Origin of the sequence: Rhizobium sp. WW_1 (genome assembly GCF_003610155.1) — a bacterium.
Lineage (GTDB): Bacteria > Pseudomonadota > Alphaproteobacteria > Rhizobiales > Rhizobiaceae > Rhizobium > Rhizobium tropici_A.
This window is the reverse complement of record NZ_RAIN01000024.1, coordinates 50667-73752: the sequence shown is the minus strand read 5'-3', so window position 1 is coordinate 73752 and position 23086 is coordinate 50667. Positions and strand designations below refer to the sequence as shown.

Here is a 23086-nt window from a genome sequence, read left to right as displayed (position 1 = left end):
CCTCTGCCGCCGCCTAACAGAGCCGGAATAATCACTACAGATCCGAGGGCGGTTCACCGGTCAGGCCGTCAATGCGCATGGAAAATCGCGCTTACGTTCCGAACCTTTAGGCCGTTGGTGTTGTAGCGAATGTTGGCGGCGCTGCGGCTCCCCGGGCACGTTCACTCGGTATAAGTTGAACGGTTGCTCGATGGAAGCGGCTCAGCTCTCGCTGGATAGAGCGCTCTTGAGATTCGTTTCTACAAAGTCACGCCCTTTGAACAGGATCGGCATCTTGAGAGTATCCGCGCAAGCATAGGATAGGCAGTCGGCGAAGTTGAGTTGGGCGGGATGGCCCTTTCCCTTGCCGTATACAGCGAAGGCTTCCACCGCGCGCCGGGCGATGGCATCGGTGATTGGAATCACGGTAATTTTGGCCGCTTGAAGAAAAGCGTCAAACATCTCTTGGGCATCGAGGACCTCTAGCCCAAGAATACGCGCCAGATTGATGGTCGCCTCAAGCCGGACATGCGCGCCAGTTTGCCGCTGTGCGGCGCCATCGAGAGCGTCCAAGTAGATATCGGCTTCCGGCTCTCCGGCAAGGATGGCGACGAAGGCAGAGGTCTCGATGAACATCATTGACCCCACAGTGCGTCACGTTCCTCTTTCGTTAAGGGTGGGGCAGGTGGGAGCTTTGCCTTGGCAAGTGCTCGTGCACGGATCTCTGCGACGTGCTGTTTCAAGGGCACAGCTTCGTCAGCCCGCTCAATCTCGTGCTGCAACGCAAGCTTGATAGCCGCGGTCAGGTTGGAGGCGCCACGTTTGCGCATAACGGTTTCCGCCAAGATGCGAACTTCCGAATCTCGGATACTGAGCATGTGACACCCTTGTTGTCATGACAATAGCTGTATATACGTATGGACGACTTTTGTCCATACGTGACTGAGACTAGATTCATGTCTGTTTCTGACCCTGTGCCCAATTCCGGCGCCATCGACCCTAGGCGTTCACACCATTCTGGTCGCGGGTCCTAATCCCTTCACATCATTACAGATCCAAATTTGTGGGCTGCGGGCCGTGATTTTTAAAGTGGCGTTACAGCCAAGTGCAGCGGCCCGGTGGCAATGGCTGCGGGACTGGCGTCGGCCAGCTTATGGAAGCGGCAACGTCGAAGGTGTGGCCAGCAGACTGCCAGCGACACGGTGTTAAAACCGTGATCCCCCAGCAGATATTCAACCTGTGAAAAGTGCCGACCAGGACATGTCAATTTACGGAATACGCGCATATTCTCGGTTGCAGTCGAGGTCTACTCAAGAATCGAGGCTTCACTTGATAAAAAAGGCTATTTTGATCGCAGGACTACTTTCCCAGCCTTGCGCCATCGCCCAGGCAACTGAGGCATACAAGACATATCTGTTCGAGAACAATCCGGGTTCGAATAGAAGCGGCCCGGTCGACGCTGCGACACAGCTTGCCTACTATGCCGCGAATTTGGTGCTGGTTCAAAAATGCGACGGCCAACATCAGCGGCACCATGAAGCTTGGGAGAACCGGATAGCCGTTGGTATTCTCACTTACGGTTCGCGTTATAGGCTTTCGTACGATCTCCAGAAAGCCTCTGAGCGAGATGCTCAAAAGCAGTTAAATGACTTAAATCAACACGGAAAAATTTCCGACGCGATGTGCAGGCATGCGGCTTCGATGTTCAGAGCAGCTCTCGCCGCAGACATGGAACCTCCCAACGGGACCAAAGCGTCCGATGAGGCGGAATCAAAAAATCGAGCGCTCGCCGAGAGATTAAAGGCCGGCTTCTTCGGATCGATCCGAAGCGGAAGAGCGATTTCTCCGTTTCAGATAGCGAACGTCTCGCTTGGGGATTATAACACCTTTGAAGCTACGATGAAGTGGCCACGCTCGGGCACGACCAACATAATAAGAGGCCGCGTCAACGGTAAGGAGCAACTTATCTGGAGGGAAATCAGCAGTCAGTCATCTGGAAAATCTGTAGCCTGCGAGTATACACTCAATCGCCGCAGTCCGACTTCGATGGCAGGAATTTGGGGTAAGTGCGCACGTGGCGGCTTCGTTGAGATTTCACTACCGGATATCAGTCGTTAGGCGAAATCTCGAGGTTGATCATTGCGGACTTGGTTGTGGCGCCCTTTCGCAATACAGGGTTGTCGGTTCGATTCCCATCAAGAGCAAGGCATAGACCTTGCCGGTGCTGCAAGTAGGTGGGTGATCGCTATCACAAGCCGTTCCGGCCGATGATGGCGTTGCGCGGCGTCTGGTTGGCGGTCATCTTCATGCCGAGCCGCAAGATCGCCGCGCTACCCGTAGTCCCCGTGGCACCAGTCACCAGCCGCGAGCTCGTATGCTGCAGTGACGATCCCTCCCGCATCGAACAGCCGAACGGACCGGCCGTCATCCCGCGATGCTTCCGTGCCTGCTTCATTGTTAGCCTCCCGCCGCGCGCCGCCTAGCGCGTGAAACGGCCGGTGGATCGTAGATTTGCCAGCCATCACTCGTTTACAGGGCCTGCACAATACGACAGCTGTCGTAGATCGTGTCCGTCCGGGCCGACGGTCGCCGGGAAGTCGGCTTGTTGCATGTGTCCCGAGCTGTCCGATCGCCAGCTTCTTTCAGCCTTGTAGACTTGCCCGCATCATGAACATTGATCCAGGCGTCAGATGGAACGGCCTTCCTCTCTCCTTTGTTTTCGATAGATGGCCAATCTCCTGCCGAAGGGCGGCGCTTCGCGTCAACGCTTTGAGATAGACGCGCCAGCCGTGGCAAGCGCCTGTGTCAAGACGACACCAAGCTGCCTGCAGGTGGTCGGGATGAGGGTGCCGATCAGTCGTTCGGAGCGCGTCGTGGTTGGGCTCCCGTCAGTTCGGGAAGTGTTCGACATGGGTCTCGGCAGTGCGACCTATGTAGACCACGCGGCGGCCCGAAAATGAGACGATGTATCCCGCGCACCCAGCCGCTTTCACCCCCTCGCAGAAGGCAACATAGCTATAATCCGCGAGGTTCGCTTGAGCCCATCGCACCAGACGCTCGATCTCATCGGCATCGAATTCAGAGGCGACTCTTCCCGAGGGTGGCTGCATATCCAGCATGATGCTGTCACCATCAGGCAAGTAGTAAGTTTGTGAGTTCCGACGATAATCCACCGTGTAGCCTTCAAAGCCGGCTGCAATCAGTTTACCGACAATTTCCGGAAAGGTCAGGTTTCCGTTGTGGGCGGCATGCAGACAGGTTTGAGCAATAGAGCTGTGTTCCGCGTCCATGGCGGTTCCTTCCATATTTATGTTGCAAGCTGAGGTGAGGTTTAGTCCACCGGGATTGCTTTAATCTCACATCGTTCGGCGAGAGCCTTTAGAATCCGGTCGAGGGCTTCGTGTTCTTCCTTCGTCAATAGATCGAAGAATTCTGCATCATTCTCATCGGCAAGCGCTGCCAGAGCCGGGATCTTAGCCCGGCCCTCCGTTGTCATGGAAAGCTTGTGCGCGCGCTTGTCTTTCTGGCTTTCCTCTCGCACAACCAGTCCCTTGGCCACCAGCCTCTCCGCAAGCTTGCTGATCGCCCCCTTGGTCATGCCCATCTTCTCGGCAAGAGCTGACGGGGCCATCGGTTCTGAATCATAGAGCGCCCGCATGAACGACCACTCCGCGACGGTCACATCTTCCCCCGATACCTTTCGGGCAAATTCCTGCGAGACCGCGTTGGACACCATTCGCATCCAGTACCCTGTATGATCGGTCAGTTTCGAGATGGTCGCCATTGGTGCTCCAACATTGTTGACTTGGAAACTAATTCAGAAAGGTTTCCTAGTCAACAGTGCATTCGAGAGTCGCGAGGTAGAGCGCTGTCGGTTGCGGAGCTATCGCTTCCGCTACCCAAATCCGCAGGGCGGTATTTTGTTTCGGCTCGGCGCATTCCCGACCATCTCAAAATCCTCCCTCAGCTCAACAGCTATAGTTCAAGAGGACTGCTCTTCGGGGTGTCAAGCGACATGAGAAATTGCTCCCATCACTGGCTCGACGTATCGTTGGATTCAAGCGCCGCTCCAGCCTTTTCGCAAAGCCGGTAGCCCTCGCCCCGCATGGTGATCTCCGTGGAATGATGAGGCGCCATCCAATATAGCGGCGGTGTCCAATGGGTTGCAGAACCGCTCGGAGGGTCCCCGGTCTATGCAAGCACCGATTTTGTCGTCGTGACCGAAGACAAGATCGTTGCCGTCTGTCGGTTCTTCGATCGAGATCCCATTAGTCCGCCGGTCGCGGCCTGGTGATCTCGAGTAATCGATGTGGATGACCGACCTCCTAAAATAAAACCTCGATCAGAGGAAATCGAAATTACAATCGGATCGACCGACGCCGGGCGTCGACGCATTAGGTGAAGGACACACAAAATCGTCTCCGGCTCTAAACTAAAGCGCGCTGAATGGTAGCGATGACGTGGCTGTCGCGTTCAGCCGAGGTTCGGGTACCTGAGCGCATGTGCGCGGATGCGATTAATGAGCCAACGCCCCGCTGGGCCAGGCGGCGTGTCACGTCGATGCAATGCATAGGCTGTTGTGAGCTTGGTGCCCTGCCATACCGCTGGCTCCACATCCAATTCAACGAGCCTTCCCGAGGCGATGTCTGCTTCGACCATCCAGGCTGGCATGCCACCCCAGCCGAGCCCTGCCAGGAGAAAGGCGTGCTTTGCACCCAGGTCGGCAAGCAGCCATGTCTTCTGAGCGACGACGCCAAACTGTCGGCCCTGTGACATGCTGGATCTGTCGGTGAGCACCAGTTGGACATGGCCGGAAAGCTGCTCCCGCAGGACGGGCGCCTTCAACTGCGCGAGTGGATGTGATGGCGCTACGACCATGATCAGGTTGAAGCTGTGAAGGCGCTCCAGATCTAGTTCCTGCGAGAACAACGGCACGACGCCAGATATGGCAAGGGAGTAGCGCCTTTCGAGCACGGGCTGGATGACAGCGCCAAGGCTTTCGACATAGACCCGAAGCTGCGTGTCGGGAAAGCTTACCTCGAAATCGGTTATGGCCGACGTGAAGATCTGGATCGGGAAAGTGGCATCAATGGCGATGGCAAGTTCAGGCTCGATGCCGCTTGCAAGATCCCTCGCACGGGCCTTGAACTGACCGGCTTGCCTCAGTACCGCCCTTGCTTCGCTTGCGAGCGCTGCTCCCGCTTCGGTCGGCACAGGATAGCGGCCGACGCGCTCGAACAGCACTAGTTTCAACTGGGTTTCCAGCCCCGCTATCGTTTGGCTGACGACGGACTGTGCCCGCCCGATCTTGCGCCCAGCCGCGGAAAAACTGCCCTCGTCCACGGCTGCCACGAGCGTTCGCATCTGATCAAGGGTAATGGATTCAATCATATATCGTCCCGGCGGATGGATATCCTTCAATAACATAGGTGAGGCCGATGTATCTGTCATGTCCACCTTCCATTTTCGACATCACCGCCAATCCCGGTAAGCACAAGCAACTAATTATCTGCCGCATTGGAGACGGTGATCGTCTCATCTGATCATCTGGTTTCACGATGGATGCTATCGAATAATATAGGCTTTTTGGATGTATCGAGACGCTTCATACAGAGGGCGCAGACACGGAGACGGCAATCAGCCAGCTATCGGGGCCGTGAAACTAGGTGTGACCAAAATTGCTACGATCGGGAATTCCGATGTGCCCATCCAGGCTTTGCTGGTTCACGGGGCCGATCGTGATGTCTTCGCCAGGCGCGGGTTTTCCGGTTTCGAAACACCCGACCCGAGGCGGCCAGCTTGTGTCGTCACACCGCTTTCTGTCGTCCTGAACTGATCCCCGGGCCAGATAGCTCAATCGGCCGCAGCCGGCCCAAACGGAGAACACAATGTCGAATGTTACGGTATCTTTCCTCTCGCCGCGCCAAGTGGCTGAACAATATCTTGAAAGGGTCGGCGCTTTTTGGGGTTCCCCCGACGTGCCTGAAACGAGTGAGGCAATCGCCGATCTCTTCGCCGAGGATGTGGATTGGCACATTCCGGGCGATCCTGCCCTGGTGCCATGGGCTGGCAAGCGTCGGACCAGAGAATCCGTGCGCGCGTTTTTCCCTGAACTCGCCCGTGGCGTCGAGCCGCGCCAGTATGAGGTAAAGCGGATTTTGGCGGATGACATGATGGCGGTCATAGTTGGCGAACTGACCTCTGCGATCCGGTCGACCGGCAAGGTCGTGGAGTCGTCGTTCGTCATCGAGTTCACGGTTCGCGATGGCAGGATCATTCGCTATCGATTGCATGAGGATAGCCACGCGGTGGCTCTCAGCGCCAGCGTGTCGTAGAGGACGGGCTGGCCCGGGGTTGCGGGCCGGACTGATCCTGACGTCCCGAGCGCAAAAACCAACTCTTCGGACGGATCGCCAACGCGCGCCCAGACACCGCGCTCGGCGCAGCATTGCTTGCAGCGCACAAAGGCGCTGCCTCTTTTTCCCTGTCCCTGCCTTGGATATAGCTGCGAGGGATCGCCTGTCCGCGCACGCGTCTCAACGCCAAGCTAGGGTGGATAGGATGTGAGATCCAATATGTTTGTTTATCGATTGACGTGAATATCGATATCGATGTGAAATCGTCTAAGGATAGTTATGATCATACCATACAGCGTTGGTATCGATGCATCGAATTGCTGACGGACGAGGAGTGGTTCCCAGAGGATGTATGTCGGCCGCTTATCCAGCCGCGCCAGCAACATGTAGATCAGATCTATTCTGTCGAACGAATTCCGAGAGATAAGCAACCGTCTTGCGATAATGCTCTTCCAGCAAAGCGGTTGCTTTGTCGGTGTCGCGCGCCAGGACCGCTTCGGCAAGGACGCTGTGTTCCGCCTGAACATTGCGTCCCGCCGGCTGCGCCGAAGCCAGCAGCACAGGGATGCGATAACGTTCCGTCGCCGCATAGAGGCGCTCGAAGAATTCGAGCGTCCAAGGTGAATCGCAGGCAGACAGAAGGGCGCGATGAAAGGCATAATGGCGTGCTTCAAGCGTCCAGATATCGGCGTCGGGTCCCGTTCGACCGACCTGCAGATTGAGCGCATAGAGCGCTGAAACAATGCCTGCGGCCCAATCGTCGGTGCCGAGTTTGATCGAGGCGCGCAGGGCGTCGGTTTCAATCTTGATGCGCACGTTTACGGCATCGTGCAGTTCCGCAAGCGAAAGCGGCGCCACGCGAAAGCCGCGTAGGGATTCGGCCGTTACCAGCCGCTCTGCTTGCAAACGGTTCAAGGCCTCTCTGAGGGGCGAAAAACCCATATCGTAGCGCTCGCTCAGGTCCGATAGCCGCAAAGGCCGCCCCGGAGCGAGCTCGCCTCGGATGATGTCGTGACGTAGAGCGGCGTAGGCCTTTTCGGCAAGTGTCATGCTGTGTCCTTTGTTTTGGGCAACAGTAGCGCATCTTGGTCTTTATCGGCAATTCTAAATATTTTCGAAAATATTTGTTGCTTTCGCAAATATCCTCACCCATGCTGGCGATCAACAGATAGCGAGGAGGAAGGTTCGATGACCAAAGCGCATGAGAACCACAGGGAGGACGTCGTCGGGCGGGCCAATGTCGAGGATACGCCCGAGCTCCTGGCATATTATGGCGATCTCGAACGCTTCAGCGCGGGTGCGCTCTGGACGGTGGCGAATAAAATCGAGCCGTGGGAGCCGAAATCCCAGTCCGTGCCGGTCGTTTGGCGCTACAAAGACCTTCGCGAGCATGTTTTCCGATCCGTGCAGCTCGTAACACCGGAAAAGGCTGGCCGCCGCGTGATCTATCTCAACAATCCGGGTCGCAGCGATGTCGCGGCAGCCGTGGGTTGGCTCTACGCCGGGCTTCAGGTGATGAACCCCGGCGAGGTCGCGAGCGCCCATCGTCACTCCGCATCCGCCATCCGGTTCATCATGGAGGGGAGCGGCGCCTACACGGTCGTCGACGGTCACAAGATGACGTTGGGCGCGAATGATTTCGTGCTGACGCCGAATGGCACCTGGCATGAGCACGGCGTCGAGGCTACAGGCTCGCCCTGTATCTGGCAGGACGGCCTGGATATACCCTTCGTCAATGCGATGGAGGCGAATTTCTACGAAGTGCATCCCGACCTTTCGCAGGCGGTCGGTTTTGCCGTCGACGACATGACCAAAAGCTGGGGCAATCCCGGATTGATGCCAGCCGGGCAGGTCTGGAACAAGGGTTACAGCCCGATGTTCAAATACGAGTGGGCGCCCACCTATGAATCCCTGGTGAAGTATGCGGATTGTACGGACGGTTCACCGTTCGACGGCGTGCTGATGGACTATGTCAATCCCGTCACCAACGGCCCGGTCATGCAAACCATGGGTGCGAGCATGCAAATGCTGCGCCCGGGCGAACATACCAAGGCGCATCGTCACACCGGCAGCGGCCTCTATCATGTCGCCAAGGGCAACGGATATTCCATCATCAACGGCAAGCGCTACGATTGGCAGGAGCACGATATCTTCTGCGTCCCGTCCTGGGCCTGGCACGAACATGTGAATGGCTCGGATCGGGACGATGCGTGCCTCTTTTGCCTGTCGGATCTGCCCGTGATGCGCGCGCTTGGCCTCTACCGGGAGCAGGCGTTTGGCGACAATGGCGGCTTCCAGCCGCTTCTCTAGGGAAGAATGATATGAGACTTGTGACTTATCGTGCGTCCGTCGAGGCCGCGGCGCGGCTGGGCGTAATCGTCGACGATCTGGTGGTGGATGTTGCGTCATTGGCCACGTCTCGGGGCCAAGACCTGCCAGACACGATGCTCGGGTTGATCGATAGCGGTCGACCCGGCGTGGAGATGCTGGAAGCCTGTCTGGCCGCGGCCAACGGGCAGTTTTCGGCAGGCACTGCGATGGCGCTAGCCAATGTGAAGTTGCTTGCTCCGATCCCGAGGCCACGCAAGAACATCTTCGGTATCGGACTGAACTATGTCGAGCATGTCGCCGAAAGCGCAAAGTCGCTCGATACGGCCAGGGACCTGCCCAAGCAGCCGGTCATCTTCTCCAAGCCCCCGACGACGGTCATCGGGCCGGGGGGGGCCATCGAGCACAATGGCAGGATTACCCAGCAGCTGGATTGGGAGGTCGAGCTTGCCGTTATCATCGGGACGACGGCAAGGCGCGTCGCCAAGGTTGACGCGCTGCGTCATGTCTTTGGCTATTCGGTCATGATCGACGTGTCGGCCCGCGACAACCGGCGCGCAGGCCAATGGATCTTTTCAAAGGGGCAGGACACCTACGCGCCATTTGGGCCTTGCATCGTCACTGCAGACGAAATCCCCGATCCGCAGACCCTTAATCTCTGGCTGACCGTAAACGGAGTCGAAAAGCAGCGCTCGAACACGCGTCACATGCTCTTTAAGGTCGATGATCTGATTTGCGACATATCCGCGGGTATCACCCTTGAGCCGGGAGACATCATAGCATCGGGCACGCCCGAGGGCGTGGGCGCGGGACGCGAGCCGCAGGAATGGATGTGGCCCGGCGATGTTGTGGTCGCCTGCGTTGAGGGAATAGGCTCGCTACGTCATCCTGTTGTCGACGCGACCCCGGAGTAAGTTCATGGTGCACCCATTCAAGGCCGCGGTCGTTCAGATGGCCTCCATGCCGGATGACACGCTGGCGACCGCCGTTAATACCGCCGCGCGGCTGCGTGAAGCGGCGGCAAACGGAGCAAGGCTCGTCGTCTTTCCCGAGGCGTTGATCGGCGGCTATCCCAAGGGCGCCAGTTTCGGTGCGCCGGTCGGCATGAGGAAGATCGAAGGGCGCGAGGCGTTTGCCCATTACCATTCGGCCGCGATCGATCTGGATGGTGAAGAGGTTTCGGTTCTCGCCGAGGCTGCTGCCGAGACCGGCGCGTTTGCCGTTGTCGGCGTAATCGAGCGGAACGGCGCGACACTCTATTGCACGGTGCTTTACCTCGACGGTGCAAAGGGGCTGGTCGGTAAGCACAGAAAGCTGATGCCGACAGCAGGTGAAAGGCTGATCTGGGGTTTGGGTGACGGTTCGACCATGCCGGTGTTCCGCACGGAACTTGGCGTGATCGGCGCGGTCATCTGCTGGGAAAACTACATGCCGGCCCTTAGAATGCACATGTATCATCAAGGGGTGTCGCTTTATTGCGCGCCGACGGCTGACGATCGCGACACCTGGCTTCCGACGATGCAGCATATCGCACTGGAGGGGCGTACCTTCGTGCTGACCGCCTGCCAATATATTACCCGCGCCGCCTATGGCCCTCATCACGAAAGCGCACTCGGCGACGAGCCCGAACGCGTGATGATGCGCGGCGGGTCGGCGATCGTCGGCCCCCTTGGGCGTGTTTTGGCAGGTCCCGATTTCTCCGGCGAAACCATCCTTTACGCCGACATTGATCTGGACGAAGTCATCCGGGCAAAGTTCGACTTCGATGCCACCGGCCATTACGCTCGCCCGGATATCTTTCACCTATCCGTCGACACGCGCGCCAAACCGGCCGTCAGCGAGGTCTGATGCGGTTCGATCTCGACGACGTCGGCAGCCAGAATACCTACAAGTTGCTGGCCGCAACCGTGATGCCGCGACCGATCGCCTGGGTGATAACGCTGGATGCCGAGGGCCGACTGAATGCGGCGCCCTTTAGCTTCTTCAATGTCATGGGGCCGTCGCCGCCGACCGTGGCGATCGGCATCATGGCGGATCCGGAGCGAGGCTTTAAGGATACGGCGCGCAATATTCTCGATACCGGTGAATTCGTTATCAATCTCGTACCTGAGCGCCTGGTTGAGGCGATGAACGTCACGGCTGTCGATGCCCCCCGCGGTATCGATGAACTGTCGCTCGCGGGCCTTGTGACAGCGCCATCGGCCCACATACGCCCGCCACGGATTGCCGAAAGCCCCGTGGCCTTCGAATGCGTATCGCTGTCATCGGTCGTGACCGGCCCATGCCAGGTGGTGGTGATCGGCCGCGTGCTGGCCGTCCATGTAGCCGACGATTGCGTGCTCGACGCCGAACGCGCGCACATAGATACCCCAAGACTCGATCTTGTCGCTCGTTCCTATGGCAGCGATTATGTACGCAGCCACGATACGTTCAGCCTTGTTCGCCCGAAATGGAGCGAGTGGACAGGCTCGAAGCCGGAATAAGCTTTCTTCAAGATTTGTTTTGTCGATCGGCCTTAGCGCGGCCTCGCGCCGAGGCCGATCTTTTTCGTGTTTCGGCTTCTTCGCCGCAACCAGCAGAAGAATCGTCGAATAATTTGATATTTTCGAAAATATTCCGTTGACACTCTCATCGAAACGAAAGAAACTTAACTTGGGAGTTAAGAAATTCATCAATTTGATGGTTCGTCAAGGGAGGAATGACGCGATGCTGCAGGAGCGCGTCGAAGGTCGCTGGCTGGATTCGTTTCGCCGGGTCTTCAAGTTGAACGGCATCGGACGGGGCACGCAGGTGGCCATTCTGTCCGAAACCCAGTCCCGGCCGGTTCTCATTCATCTCTCGGATCTCGCCCTGCATGATCTGGGAGCCGAATACTGCATGATCCAGATGCCGACGCCGCGCCAGACGGCGCCGGTTCCGGTGAAGTCGACCGGCACCTCCTGGGCGATCCAGCAGAACCGCGCGGTCATAGAAGCTCTGAAACGGGTCGAGGTCATCGTCGACTGCACGGTTGAGGGGCTCATTCACGCGCCGGAATGGCCGGAAATCGAGGCATCGGGCAGTACGCGGCTGCTTGTCGTCTGCAATGAGCATCCGGAAATCCTCGAACGGACCGAACCGACTGCGGACCTGGGAGCCAAGGTAGCGCTCGGCGTCGAGATGTTGCGCGCGGCAAAAAGCATGCGGGTGACCTCGGGGGCCGGTACTGATCTGTTGATTGACCTTCGCGGCGCCCCCTGTGGTGGAACACCTGGTTTCGGCACGAAGCCCGGCGATGTGGCGCATTGGCCGGGTGGTCTCTGCCTTGCCTTTCCCGGTCAGAACGCCGTCAACGGCCGTATCGTCATGGATGTCGGCGACATGAACCTGACCTTCAAGACGACGCTCACCAGTCGTATCGATTTCACCGTCGAAAACGACTTCGTCACCGCCATCAAGGGCGACGGCATCGATGCCATCCATTTCCGTGAATACATGGAGGCCTGGGATGACCGCAACGCCTACGGCATGAGCCATGTCGGCTGGGGCATGCATCCGCGTGCCCGCTGGGTCTCAGCCGCCATGTACGACAAGCGCGACATGCAGGCGGTCGAGTTTCGGGCTCTTGCCGGCTCATTCCTCTGGTCTACCGGCGCGAACCAATATGCCGGCCGCTATACGCTCGGCCATTTCGATCTGCCGATGCGCAATTGCACGATCGAACTCGATGGAAAAGTCGTCGTCAAGAGCGGCGTCCTGCAGGGTGAACTGGCGCTTTGACGCCTTCGAAGAGAGTAGAAGCATGAGCGAAATTGCCGATTATTACGACCTCTCGCGCATCCGCCCGGAAGTCCAGAATGTCCTCAATCGCGTGAACGAACTCGGCCGTGAGCGCTTTGCCGGTCGGGCCAAGGCGGTCGATGACGACGCGTCCTTTCCGGTCGAAAACTACAAGGACCTGGCCGAAGAAGGCTTCCTTGGTCTCTGCATTCCGCAGGAGTTCGGCGGCTGGGGCTTTTCGATGTTCGAATACGCCATGGTCGGTGCCGAGATCGGCAAATACTGCGGTGCCACCGCCTTGACCTTCAACATGCACAATTCGTCCATGGCCTGGTCGCGTTTCATGTTCGAGATGCCGAATCTGACGCTTGATGAGAAGGCGACGTTTGCGCCGCTTCGCGAACGGCAATTCCGCCGAGCGATCGCCGAGCGCGCCATCTTCTCGCAGCCGATTTCCGAAGGCGGACAGAACTGGACCTCCAAGCCCAACCAGACCCAGTGCCGAAAGGTCGATGGCGGCTGGATGATCAACGGCTTTAAGAAATTCGCGTCGCTTGCAGGTTATTGCGATTACTACACCATCGTCTGCACCGAGACCTTCGAGGGTCAGGAGCCGCGCCATGAGGACACGATGCTGTTCGTCGTCCACAAGGATACGCCCGGCCTTACCGTCAAGGGCGAATGGGATCCTCTCGGCATGCGCGGCACCAACAGCCGCGATCTCATCTTGAAGGATGTTTTCGTCAAGGCCGACGATCTCCTGATGCCGCGTGGCATCTTCAACAAGACGCTGCCCAATTGGCCGCACATGATGATCACGCTGTCGCCGACCTATATGGGTGTGGCCCAGGGTGCCTATGATTTCATGGTCGACTACCTCAAGGGCAAGATTCCCGGCCAGCCGCCGATCGATCGGCGCATGTACGCCACCAAGCGCATTGCGGTCGGCAAGATGTATGCGCGCCTTGCCAATATACGTGCGCTGTGGTGGCAGGCCTTCAGCGAGGCCAAGGGCTTTCCGAGCAAGGGCGAGGTGCTGCGCATGTACGCGGCGCAATACAACGTCATGGAGGGCGCTGCCGAGATGACGTCGATGGCAATTCGTACCTGTGGCGGCCAGTCGATGCTGAAATCGCTGCCCCTGGAGCGAATGTATCGGGACAGCCGCTGCGGCGCATTGATGCTGCCCTTCACCTCCGAGATCATGGAGGATTATCTCGGCGTGCTCGCGCTTTATGAGATGGACGAACTCGATCACGCTCCCGGCGACGAGGGCGGCGCCCGGACCTCGCTTTGGCGCGGCGACGCGAGTGGCGCCGGAGGCGTGAGGTAAATCCGATGCCGCGCGAACGGGTTGAGATCATCGGGCAATGCCCAGCCTCTCCCGAGGCGGTCTGGGCGATTGCCAACGATTTCTGCGGACAATGGCATCCGGCCATTGCCGATATCCATGCCGAACGAGATGCCCGCGGCAGCCTCATCCGCGCCTTCACCGTCCATGGCGAGAACACGCTCTACCGCGAACAGCTTACCTGGTTCAGCGATAGCGATCGTTCGCTTGGCTACTCGCATCTTGAGGGCATCTCCGGTGTCGATCACTATGACGGCTCCATAATCGTTTCCAGCCATGATGCCGGTGGCAGTCTGATCAAATGGGCCGCCGAGGTCGATGCCTCTGATGGGGCGCGCCTGTCCGATATTTGTCGGGGCACCAAGGCAATCTTTGAAGCCGGTATCGCAGCACTTTCGCACAAGGCGCAACGGCACGATGCGACGCCGGCCCGACCGCCCATTTTCCGGCCGGTCACGTTCGAGGAGATGTCGTTTGGTAAGCGGCCCACGTTGGCGCTGACCGCAACGCCGCACCAGGATGGGCCGCTTTGCCTCTTCCTGCACGGTATCGGCGGCGGGCGAGGAAATTGGCTGCCGCAGCTTAAGGCTGCCGGCACTGTCATGCGTGCGGCCGCCCTCGACTTGCGTGGCTATGGCGACAGTACGCTCGGGACCAGCCCATCGACAGTCGAAGATTATTGCAATGACATATTGCATCTGCGTGAGGTTCTGGGTGCTGACAAGCTTGTCCTGGTCGGCCTCTCCTATGGATCATGGATCGCCACGTCCTTTGCCATGCGCCATCCAGAACTTCTGGCCGGGCTAGTTCTTTCCGGCGGCTGCACCGGCATGTCGGAGGCTTCACCAGAGGAGCAAGAAGCCTTTCGCGTCAGCCGCCAGGTGCCGCTCGATGCAGGGTTGGCGCCCGCGGATTTTGCCGCCGATGTGGTGAAGGTCCTCGCAGGTCCCGGTACGTCGGCTGAGGTGAGGAAGCAATTGTGCCGCTCCATGGCGGCAATGCCGGCTGAGACCTATCGTGACGCATTGATGTGTTTTACCAATCCGCCGGAGCGTTTCGACTTTTCCCGCCTGACGATGCCCGTGCTGATGATGACGGGGCAACATGACCGCCTTGCCACGCCGAGCGAGATCCGAGGCGTTGCAAGACGCATCCATGAATATGCGCCACTCCCCGACATTCGCTACGAAACAATTTGGCATGCGGGCCATGTCTGCAACGTGGAGCAGCCAGAGGCGTATAACCGCATTCTTCTCGATTTCCTTGGAAAGCTCTTGAAATGAACAGTCTCCCGCGTCGCCAGCAGAACCGGATCATACGCGAGCGGCGTATCCTGGATGCTGCGCTCAAGGTGTTTGCCGAAACGGGCTATTCGGGCGCGACCATGGATATGGTCGCCATCGAAGCCGGGCTGTCGAAGCCCACCCTCTACCAGTATTTCGAATCCAAGGAAGCGCTCTTTTCGGCGATGATGATTGGCGAGCGCGATCAGATGCTGGAGTTCTTTCAACATCCTTCCGGCAAGGGAATGGTCGCCGACCTTCATGGCTTTGCGTGGGACTATGCCGACACGGTCATGCGTCCCGACCTTCTGTCGCTGGCACGTCTGATCATTGGCGAAGTGCAGCGCTTTCCCGAGATTGGTCGCGCCTATCAGGAATCCGGCCCCGACCGGCTTCTGCGCGGGATCATGGATTATCTGGAAGGGCGCCGCGGTGCCGGCGAGCTTGTCTTTGACGATGCAGAACTGGCGGCCCAGGACCTCTGGGGCCTGATCCTTTCGGCGCCGCGAACGCAAGCGCTCTACATGCCGGACAGCCCGCCAAGCCGGAGCGGAATAGCACGGTATCTGAACAACGGTCTCAGGATATTCCTGAAGGCCTATTCGACCCAGCCAGAGGCGGATCTGGCCAAATTAGAGGCGTTGATAACAGCCCATTCCCTTCAGCAGGTGGAACATGACGATTGAAGACTATCTGGCCGATCCGGCCAGTCGATTTGCGACGGTCGCAATGACCGATACGAACGGGCTCCTGCGCGGACAGATGGTGTCCGTCGGTAGTCTGAAGGGGATCGCGAAAAGCGGCATGGGCATGTCCCCCGTGACGCTGGCGCTCGATCCGACCGACGTGGTTCTGACCATTCCCGGCGTCTCCGATGGCACGTCGGATTTCCATGACGATCCCTTGATCATCGACCCGTCGACCGTTCGCCACCTGCCATGGTCAAAGCCCGGTCACGATCTTTTGGTGCTGTCCAACTATTCAGGCGGAACGTCCGAGCTGTGCCCGCGTTCGATCCTGAAGCGTGTGCTCGAGCGTATCGGCACTGCCGGATATGTGCCGCGCTACGGCATGGAGCTCGAATACACCCTTTTTGATGAAACGCCGGAAAGCGCGCGCGCCAAGGGCTATCGCAATCTCAAGACGGCCACGCAGCACAACAGCCACGATCTGGTGCTCTATCAGGTTCAGCAGACCGAGTGGTACGAGGCGGTCGCCGCCATGTGCGAGCCGCTGCGCATCGATCTTGCCAAGATGCATGAGGAGATCGGCGGCGGCTTCCTCGAGGCCTGCATCGCGGCGGGCGAAGGACTGGAGCCTGCCGATCAGCTTATCCTGCTTAAGAATTTTCTGCGTTCGCTGGCGCAAAGACAGGGAAGATGCGTCACCTTCATGCCGCGTTGGACGGAGGCAGCCGATAGCCAGTCGATCCATGTGCATATTTCGCTGAAGGATCGCGATGGGCAGGCGGTTTTTCACGATCCCACACAGAAGAATGGTGTGTCCCAGACATTTCGCCACTTCATCGGCGGGCTGCAGACGTATATCGGCGACTTGACGCTGCTCTTCCAGCCGACGGTCAATTCCTATCGCCGCTTTGCGCCCGGTACGTTTGCGCCGCCGGGCCTCAGTTGGGGTTTCGAAAATCGCACGACCTGCTTCCGCATCGTTGGTCATGACGCCGGCTCGCTGCGTGTCGAAAATCGGCTGCCCGGCGCCGATACCAACCCCTATCTGACCGTCGCAGCAACGGTCGCGGCCGGCATTGCCGGCATCCTGGAGCAGATAGAGCCAGAGGCGGAAACGATCGGCAATGGTTACGCGCAGCAACCGGCGCGTGATTTCGCTCGATCGATGCCGGAGGCGATCGAACGCTTGCGTGGCTCGGACTTCGCCAAGGATTGGCTCGGCGCCCGGTTTGTCGAGGCTTTCGCCTCGACACGAGAAACTCAGCACAACGAGTTCCGTCGCAAGATTCCCGACGTGGAATTGGAGCGCTTCTTCGATTTGGGATGAACGCATATGGACACAGATCTTCGTGGCCTTTTCCTTGAGAGCATGAGCAGGGTCGCCTCTGCCGTGACCGTGGTGACGACGGATGGCGAGGCAGGCCGTTTCGGCGTCACAGTCTCATCCATGACATCTGTCTCGGCCGATACCAACAGGCCCTCCCTGCTGGTCAGCATTCATCATTTGAGCCCCGCCGGCGAGGCGATCCGGAAAAACAAGCGGTTTTGCGCAAATGTGCTGAGCGGCAACCAGAGTTTCGTTTCGGATCTTTTTTCAGGACGCCTCAAGCATCTTGGCGATGACAGGTTCGCCGCGATCGGCTGGCATGGCAGCTCGAATGGATCTCCCGTCATCGACGGCGCCATCGTATCCCTCGATTGCGAGTTGAAGACGGCTCTGCTCTGGGGGACACACTTCATTCTTATCGGGGAAGTCGAGCAGATCGAGCTGTCCCGGCAACGTTCGCCGCTTGTTTACGCCAATCGCGGATACAGGCGCGCCGTTCCGATTGCGCCGGACGACGATCAGCCGCATAGCCCGGACAATGTGTTGCGCGTCGGCTTTTTTGTGACCCTCGGACCGGAATTCGTGCCGCCGCTCGTTGCCGATTTCGCTGGCCAGACACCAGGTGTCGACATTCGCCTTTTGGAAGCGGACCATGATGATTTGATCGAGCAGATGCGTGCCGGTAAGATTGAGGCTGCGATTACGTTCGGGTCGATCGAGGAGCCGGAACTCGATAGCGAACTCCTGTGCGCGCCGGCGCCGCATGCACTCTTGAGCTCCGACCATCCGTTGGCGGAAAGGCCCAGCCTTCGCCTTGCCGACCTTGCCGAGCTACCGATGATCCTGCTCGATCATCCCTCTGTTCGCAGTGCGACCGCGGCGCTGTTTCAGCGCAACGGATCGAAGCCCGTCATTCGGCTGCAATCGCCCTCGCTCGCTATGGTGAGGGGGCTTGTGGCACAAGGCCTCGGATATTCGATCGTGCCGCAGAAGCCGCAGAACCGAACCGCACCCGACGGTCGGGAAATTCGCGCCATACCGCTGGATGAGGATTTTCCGGAAGGGGCCGTTATAGCGGTCACGCAGCGTCGAGATCGGCAAAGCGATCTGGCCAAGGATTTCATTGAAAAGTGCAGGATCTCGTTCAAGCGCGCCTGAGGGGGAACGGCGCGCATTGATGCGGGAATTGACAGGAGAATACCAAAATAGATGCCGCTGAGAGCGGCAAGATGGGAGAGGGGAATACAATATGGCTCAGGAAGAAGCTATCGACATGAGTGGTGTCGGAAGTAATCAACTTCGTAAGAACTCGCTCGGGCTGATCGCCGTCACCTTCATGGTGATTTCGGCGGCGGCCCCGCTGACGGGGGTTGCCGGCGCCATGCCGTTGGCCTTCATGCTCGGCAACGGTGCGGGCATTCCCGCGACCTTCATCTTCGTGACGCTGGTGATGCTAGCCTTTGCCGTCGGCTACGTCACCATGTCGCGTTATGTCACCAATGCCGGCGCCTTCTATGCCTACGCGGCGCGCGGCCTTGGCGGCCGTGTTGCCGGCGCGGTCGCGGTGACCGCTTTGGTTGCCTATAACGCCATGCAGTTCGGACTGATTGGCCTATTCGGTGGCATTGCCGCCGGTATCTTCGGGTCGTTTGGACTGGTGCTGCCCTGGTGGGTATGGAGCTTGCTTGCCATCCTGCTGGTGGGCTTCCTCGGCTACCGTCAGGTCGACCTGTCGGCCAAGGTGCTCGTCTTCGTCGTCGCGCTCGAATATCTCGTGGTGCTGATCGTCGATTTCGCGATCCTCGGCAAAGGCGGTGCAAGCGGGCTTGCGCTCAACGTCTTCGATGCGAACGTCGTTTTTTCTGGCTCGCTGACGGCGGCGATCCTCTTCTGCATGGGGTGCTTCATCGGCTTCGAGGCGACCACCATCTATGCCGAGGAGGCGCGTGATCCTGAAAGAACGATCCCGCGGGCCACCTATCTGTCCGTGCTGATGATCGGCATCTTCTTCATCTTTACCACCTGGTTGATGATTGTCGGCATCGGTGCGGACAAGCTCATTCCGACCATCCAGGGACTATCTGACCCGTCGGCGTTCTTCTTTAATCTTGCCGGCCAGTATGCCGGCGGTACAGTCGCAAATATCGCCGGCATTCTTCTGGTTTCCAGCCTGTTTGCGGCGCTCTCGGCCTTTCACAACTACATCGCGCGCTACAGCTATGTTGCGGGTCGCGAAGGCTTGCTGCCCGAGGTATTCGGTCGGACGCATGATACCCATCAGAGCCCGCATGTCGGTTCGGTGACGCAGACCGCCGGAGCATTGATCGTCCTGGCATTCTTCGCCGGTCTTGGCCTCGACCCGGTCCTGAACATGTTCACCTGGATCAGCCAGATCGGAACCCTGGGCGTGCTTGGCATGATGACCGTCACCTCGATCGCCGTCATCGCGTTCTTTCGCCGTACGGACCACAATGCGTCGGCGTTGACGACGCTGATCCTGCCGCTTGCGTCAGGATTGGTGATGGCAGCTCTGTTCGTCTACATCTTCCTGCATTTCGGCGATCTGACCGGTACGACCGGCGGCGTGCTCGGCATCATCCTGCCCTCACTGATCCCGCTTGCGGCGATCGTCGGCTATTTCCTCGCGATGCGTCTGCAACGCGCCGATCCGGCGCGCTTTGCCAATATGGGACACAATCGGAGTTAAGTAGAGGCAGGCTCCATCTGTCCAGATGGCTCGCGATTGCATACGTCATATCCTGGCGCCAAATTCTACATGGGCGCCGGGCTCTCCTAAGAAAGGCCATGACTCGTGAGAATGATCATCAACGAACACCCAAAGTTCGATTGCAACAGATCTTCTTTGCCGCAAGGTCGATAATGTCGTTGCTGTTACGAGTTCGGGACGTACCGTAATTCCGGATCGCGACGTCTGCTCCACCGTAGGCGATCGTATGAACCCGTGCTTCGCTCGTGCGGATGACCTTCAAGAACAAGGCATTCATGGTGTCGAACATACCAACCGTCGTCGGCTTGGTACAGGTTTTGGGCTTGTAGCTGTCGCTGACCCGGTCCGTGACCAGGAAAAGCACCTTCTGGCGGTTGGAACCGGTCGTGCCGGCGCCACCCGTTGCGATGATCGGGCTTCGCCGCGTCAGCATCGTGTCGAAGCTCGTATTCTGGTCGTTGTCATAGCCCTGACAGGGAAACGTCATCAGGTTGGCGGGGCCCGACGTGTTTTCGACCTGTGTCATATCCGATGACAGCGGTGATACGCCTGTCGGACCGACATTTTCTACCCGTGTGCCGTATGTATAGACCGCCATGCGGTAATGATCGGGCGCTACCCGGCTGGCGGCCAACCTTCTCGAATTAGCATCTGATGCCTGCGATGCCGCCGTCTATGACGCTGTTGCCAATAGGAGGAAGCCGCCCGGCCACCGGCCATTGCGATGACAATCAGGCGAATCCGTTCTTCGTAACTTATCTACCCCCCACTTTCACGCTTGCGGAGAGGATGGTCGTCTAATTATCAGATTTCAGCATGAATTCATTCGATTTATGTGGATTGTTATATGATCGAATGAGTTGCATCCATTGGACGTCCAACTGCTGGACCAGAAAATTTCGCGTGGGGGAGGTGTCCAGATGACGATGAATTCCGATGTTTCGCTGTTTATAGGGGGCAACTGGAGATCGACGCCGGAGACGCTGCCGATCGTAAACCCGGCGAACGAAGATGTTATCGGAAGCGTCGCTGTCGCAGGCCCTGAGGATCTTGAGGACGCGCTGGCTGCTGCTGGCGATGGCTTCCGGATCTGGAGCCAGACCTCTCCGTGGAAGCGATCTGAAATCATCCTCAAAGCCTGTGCGCTCATGCGGGAGCGCATCGAGGACATTGCCCGTTCGATCACATTGGAGAACGGCAAGTCGTTGTCGGAAGCGCGGCTCGAAGTCGTCCGCGGTTGCGAGTTCTTCGAATGGGATGCGGGCGAATGCGTCCGTCTCTATGGCCGCGTGATCCCCAGCGAACCGGGTATCCGTTACATGGTCGTGCATGAGCCGATCGGCCCGGTCGCTGCCTTTTCGCCGTGGAATTTTCCAATGAGCCAACCGGCACGCAAGATTGCGGGTGCCATTGCCTCTGGATGTTCCGTCATCATGAAGGCTTCCGAGGAGACGCCAAGCGGCGTCATGCATATCGCCCGCGCTTTCGAGGACGCTGGTCTGCCACCAGGCGTACTCAATCTCGTGTTTGGGATTCCGGCCAGAATATCCGAGTTCCTGATCCCCCGCCCCGAGATCCGGATGATCGCCTTTACCGGTTCGACTGCCGTCGGCAAGCATCTGACCGAAATTGCCGCGCGGCATATGAAGCCGGCATTGATGGAGCTTGGCGGCCACGCGCCCGTGATTGTCTGTGACGACGCTGACCCCGTGGCTGCGGGTATCGCAAGTGCGACCCGCAAATATCGCAATTCCGGCCAGGTCTGCACATCGCCGACGCGTTTCTTCGTTCACGAGAGCATCTATGATCGCTTCACGGCGGCCTTCGTCGAGAAGGCGCGGTCTATCAAAGTCGGGGACGGTCTGGATCCGGCGACGCAGATGGGGCCTGTTGCAAACGACCGCCGTATCGAGGCGCTGCAGGCGCTCGTCGACGACGGCCGCGCAAAGGGTGCAAAGGTCCTGTGCGGCGGTCACAGGCTGGACAGGCGCGGTTATTTCTTCGCGCCAACAGTGATGGCGGAACTTCCGGAAGGCGCGCGAGCCATGCAAGAGGAGCCCTTTGGCCCGTTGGCGCTGATCAATCCGGTGCGCTCGATAGACGAGGCCCTTGAGCAAGCAAATGCGCTTCCCGTCGGGCTTGCCGCCTATGGATTTGCGCGCTCGGCAGCCAATGTCGACCGCATCGCGCGCGGCCTTGAAGCCGGCAATGTATCGATCAACACGTTGGAAGCATCCCGTGCCGAGACGCCGTTCGGCGGCGTCAAGGAAAGCGGCCTTGGGCGTGAGGGAGGAGTGGAAGGCATCCTTCACTACACGATCGCGAAGAATATCTCGCATCTCATCGACTGATGTCGATTAGTGAAGACGGGTTGAAGGTGGTTGCCTCTCAGCCACCTACCATCGTCAGCAATGCTTGAGAGAGGGCCGTTTCCTCGTTTCGCAGTTCCATCAGGATGTCGAAATGATTGCGTTCGGGGACTTCGAGCGTCTGTACCGGATGGCCGAGATCCTTCCATGCTTCGGCAAAGGCAGCCGATTGGCGCTTGAAGCCGGGCGCCTCCTTCTCGGCCCATGCGACCAATACCGGGCAGCCGCGTCGCGGCAGATGCCGAATTGGGCTCAAGCTGTCGATCTGCTGTTCATCGAGCGAAAGCCATTCCTGCGGAAAGCTGGCCGCCAGCGGCGCAAGTTCGAATAGGCCGCTCATCGGCAAGGCTGATTTCACAAGGTTTTCCGGCACGCCGAAATCCTGATGCCATCCTCCAGCCAGCAGCATGCCAGTAAGGTGTCCGCCGGCTGAGCTGCCGCCGATATGGATACGGTCGCGATCGATGCCGTAGCGGTCTGCGTTTCGCCAGAGAAAGGCGAGGGCCGTGCGGACTTCGCGGACGATCTGCGAGAGGCTGACCGTCGGCGCAAGACGATAGTCGACGACCGCAGTCATAATACCCGCCTTGGCCAGCATGCCGGCCATCATCGCGGAATCGTATTTCGACAAAGCCCGCCAATAGCCGCCGTGCACGAAGAGGAAGACCGGGCGCGGCGCGGTGTCGGGGCGCGGTCCGAAAATATCGAGCGTCTGCTGGCTTTCGTCGTCATAGACGATATCGCCAAAGCGCAACCAATCGCCCCGGACTTCGTCAGATGTCTCGCGATAGGCGCGCATCTCATCCGGGAAGCGGTCGCCGACGGTGGCACGTGCATTGTAGTCGACATCCAGCCGTTCTCGCGGCCAGCTTCCCTCCGCAATCAGCGTATTGGCGAAGCGGTTCATCATTTCCTCC

Annotated in this window: 23 protein-coding genes; 14 read left to right on the top strand and 9 right to left on the bottom strand. The window is 58.8% G+C overall.

Annotation, left to right across the window (positions count from 1 at the left end; translation table 11 throughout):
- Positions 1-201 precede the first annotated feature (201 nt).
- Both BJ928_RS34980 and BJ928_RS34975 read right to left on the bottom strand, forming a co-directional pair.
- Complete coding sequence (locus tag BJ928_RS34980; RefSeq protein WP_052227987.1) at positions 202-618, bottom strand: type II toxin-antitoxin system VapC family toxin; 417 nt, start codon at positions 616-618, stop codon at positions 202-204.
- A complete protein-coding gene (locus tag BJ928_RS34975; protein WP_244558009.1) occupies positions 615-809 on the bottom strand; it encodes a type II toxin-antitoxin system VapB family antitoxin in 195 nt (64 codons plus the stop codon). Before BJ928_RS34975 ends, BJ928_RS34980 begins: the two co-directional genes overlap by 4 nt.
- A 499-nt stretch (positions 810-1308) precedes the next feature.
- On the opposite strand from BJ928_RS34975, the gene BJ928_RS34965 reads away from it, so the two are divergent.
- Positions 1309-2097, top strand: coding sequence for a hypothetical protein (locus BJ928_RS34965; RefSeq protein WP_120296800.1), 789 nt, complete (start codon positions 1309-1311; stop codon positions 2095-2097).
- A 130-nt stretch (positions 2098-2227) separates the two neighbouring features.
- On the opposite strand, the gene BJ928_RS34960 is transcribed toward BJ928_RS34965, so the two are convergent.
- From BJ928_RS34960 to BJ928_RS34945, 4 genes are all read right to left on the bottom strand, one after another.
- Positions 2228-2434, bottom strand: coding sequence for a hypothetical protein (locus BJ928_RS34960; RefSeq protein ID WP_047636235.1), 207 nt, complete (start codon positions 2432-2434; stop codon positions 2228-2230).
- Between the two features lie 433 nt (positions 2435-2867).
- The gene (locus tag BJ928_RS34955) at positions 2868-3269 is read right to left on the bottom strand and encodes a DUF1398 family protein (RefSeq protein ID WP_047636300.1); all 402 of its coding nucleotides are present in this window, start codon (positions 3267-3269) and stop codon (positions 2868-2870) included.
- 41 nt (positions 3270-3310) lie between these two features.
- Positions 3311-3763 (bottom strand): MarR family transcriptional regulator, encoded by a 453-nt coding sequence (locus BJ928_RS34950; protein ID WP_047636237.1) that lies wholly within the window; start codon positions 3761-3763, stop codon positions 3311-3313.
- A 689-nt stretch (positions 3764-4452) separates the two neighbouring features.
- Positions 4453-5370: a LysR family transcriptional regulator gene (locus tag BJ928_RS34945; protein WP_047636301.1), complete on the bottom strand. Its 918-nt coding sequence runs from the start codon at positions 5368-5370 to the stop codon at positions 4453-4455.
- A 497-nt stretch (positions 5371-5867) separates the two neighbouring features.
- Here BJ928_RS34945 and BJ928_RS34940 point away from each other — a divergent pair, with 497 nt between their 5' ends.
- A complete protein-coding gene (locus BJ928_RS34940) occupies positions 5868-6314 on the top strand; it encodes a nuclear transport factor 2 family protein (protein ID WP_047636239.1) in 447 nt (148 codons plus the stop codon).
- Between the two features lie 384 nt (positions 6315-6698).
- Here the strand turns inward: BJ928_RS34940 and BJ928_RS34935 are convergent, their stop codons facing one another.
- On the bottom strand, positions 6699-7385 hold the full coding sequence (locus tag BJ928_RS34935; RefSeq protein ID WP_047636240.1) for an FCD domain-containing protein: 687 nt from the start codon (positions 7383-7385) through the stop codon (positions 6699-6701).
- A 138-nt stretch (positions 7386-7523) separates the two neighbouring features.
- Between BJ928_RS34935 and BJ928_RS34930 the strand changes: the two genes are divergently transcribed.
- From BJ928_RS34930 to BJ928_RS34880, 11 genes are all read left to right on the top strand, one after another.
- Positions 7524-8645 (top strand): cupin domain-containing protein, encoded by a 1122-nt coding sequence (locus tag BJ928_RS34930; protein ID WP_047636241.1) that lies wholly within the window; start codon positions 7524-7526, stop codon positions 8643-8645.
- Between the two features lie 11 nt (positions 8646-8656).
- Complete coding sequence (locus BJ928_RS34925) at positions 8657-9577, top strand: fumarylacetoacetate hydrolase family protein (protein WP_047636242.1); 921 nt, start codon at positions 8657-8659, stop codon at positions 9575-9577.
- A 4-nt stretch (positions 9578-9581) separates the two neighbouring features.
- A complete protein-coding gene (locus BJ928_RS34920; protein WP_047636244.1) occupies positions 9582-10511 on the top strand; it encodes a carbon-nitrogen hydrolase family protein in 930 nt (309 codons plus the stop codon).
- Positions 10511-11146, top strand: coding sequence for a flavin reductase family protein (locus BJ928_RS34915; RefSeq protein ID WP_047636246.1), 636 nt, complete (start codon positions 10511-10513; stop codon positions 11144-11146). Before BJ928_RS34920 ends, BJ928_RS34915 begins: the two co-directional genes overlap by 1 nt.
- A gap of 223 nt (positions 11147-11369) precedes the next feature.
- Positions 11370-12422, top strand: coding sequence for a peptidase M29 (locus BJ928_RS34910; RefSeq protein ID WP_047636247.1), 1053 nt, complete (start codon positions 11370-11372; stop codon positions 12420-12422).
- 22 nt (positions 12423-12444) lie between these two features.
- Positions 12445-13755, top strand: a complete 1311-nt coding sequence (locus BJ928_RS34905; RefSeq protein WP_047636302.1) for an acyl-CoA dehydrogenase family protein — start codon at positions 12445-12447, stop codon at positions 13753-13755.
- Positions 13756-13760: 5 nt separating this feature from the next.
- On the top strand, positions 13761-15056 hold the full coding sequence (locus BJ928_RS34900) for an alpha/beta fold hydrolase (protein ID WP_047636248.1): 1296 nt from the start codon (positions 13761-13763) through the stop codon (positions 15054-15056).
- Positions 15053-15742 carry a TetR/AcrR family transcriptional regulator gene (locus BJ928_RS34895; RefSeq protein WP_047636249.1) on the top strand — a complete coding sequence of 230 codons (690 nt, stop codon included), beginning with the start codon at positions 15053-15055 and terminating at the stop codon, positions 15740-15742. Before BJ928_RS34900 ends, BJ928_RS34895 begins: the two co-directional genes overlap by 4 nt.
- Positions 15732-17072 carry a glutamine synthetase family protein gene (locus BJ928_RS34890; RefSeq protein WP_047636250.1) on the top strand — a complete coding sequence of 447 codons (1341 nt, stop codon included), beginning with the start codon at positions 15732-15734 and terminating at the stop codon, positions 17070-17072. Before BJ928_RS34895 ends, BJ928_RS34890 begins: the two co-directional genes overlap by 11 nt.
- 6 nt (positions 17073-17078) lie before the next feature.
- A complete protein-coding gene (locus tag BJ928_RS34885; RefSeq protein ID WP_052227988.1) occupies positions 17079-18230 on the top strand; it encodes a LysR substrate-binding domain-containing protein in 1152 nt (383 codons plus the stop codon).
- 91 nt (positions 18231-18321) lie between these two features.
- Positions 18322-19779, top strand: coding sequence for an APC family permease (locus BJ928_RS34880; protein WP_245432733.1), 1458 nt, complete (start codon positions 18322-18324; stop codon positions 19777-19779).
- 118 nt (positions 19780-19897) lie between these two features.
- Here the strand turns inward: BJ928_RS34880 and BJ928_RS34875 are convergent, their stop codons facing one another.
- Complete coding sequence (locus tag BJ928_RS34875; RefSeq protein WP_047636252.1) at positions 19898-20398, bottom strand: hypothetical protein; 501 nt, start codon at positions 20396-20398, stop codon at positions 19898-19900.
- A 328-nt stretch (positions 20399-20726) separates the two neighbouring features.
- Between BJ928_RS34875 and BJ928_RS34870 the strand changes: the two genes are divergently transcribed.
- Positions 20727-22151 (top strand): NAD-dependent succinate-semialdehyde dehydrogenase, encoded by a 1425-nt coding sequence (locus BJ928_RS34870; protein ID WP_120296810.1) that lies wholly within the window; start codon positions 20727-20729, stop codon positions 22149-22151.
- Positions 22152-22188: 37 nt separating this feature from the next.
- Here the strand turns inward: BJ928_RS34870 and BJ928_RS34865 are convergent, their stop codons facing one another.
- Positions 22189-23079, bottom strand: a complete 891-nt coding sequence (locus BJ928_RS34865; RefSeq protein ID WP_063769484.1) for an alpha/beta hydrolase — start codon at positions 23077-23079, stop codon at positions 22189-22191.
- Positions 23080-23086: the final 7 nt, after the last annotated feature.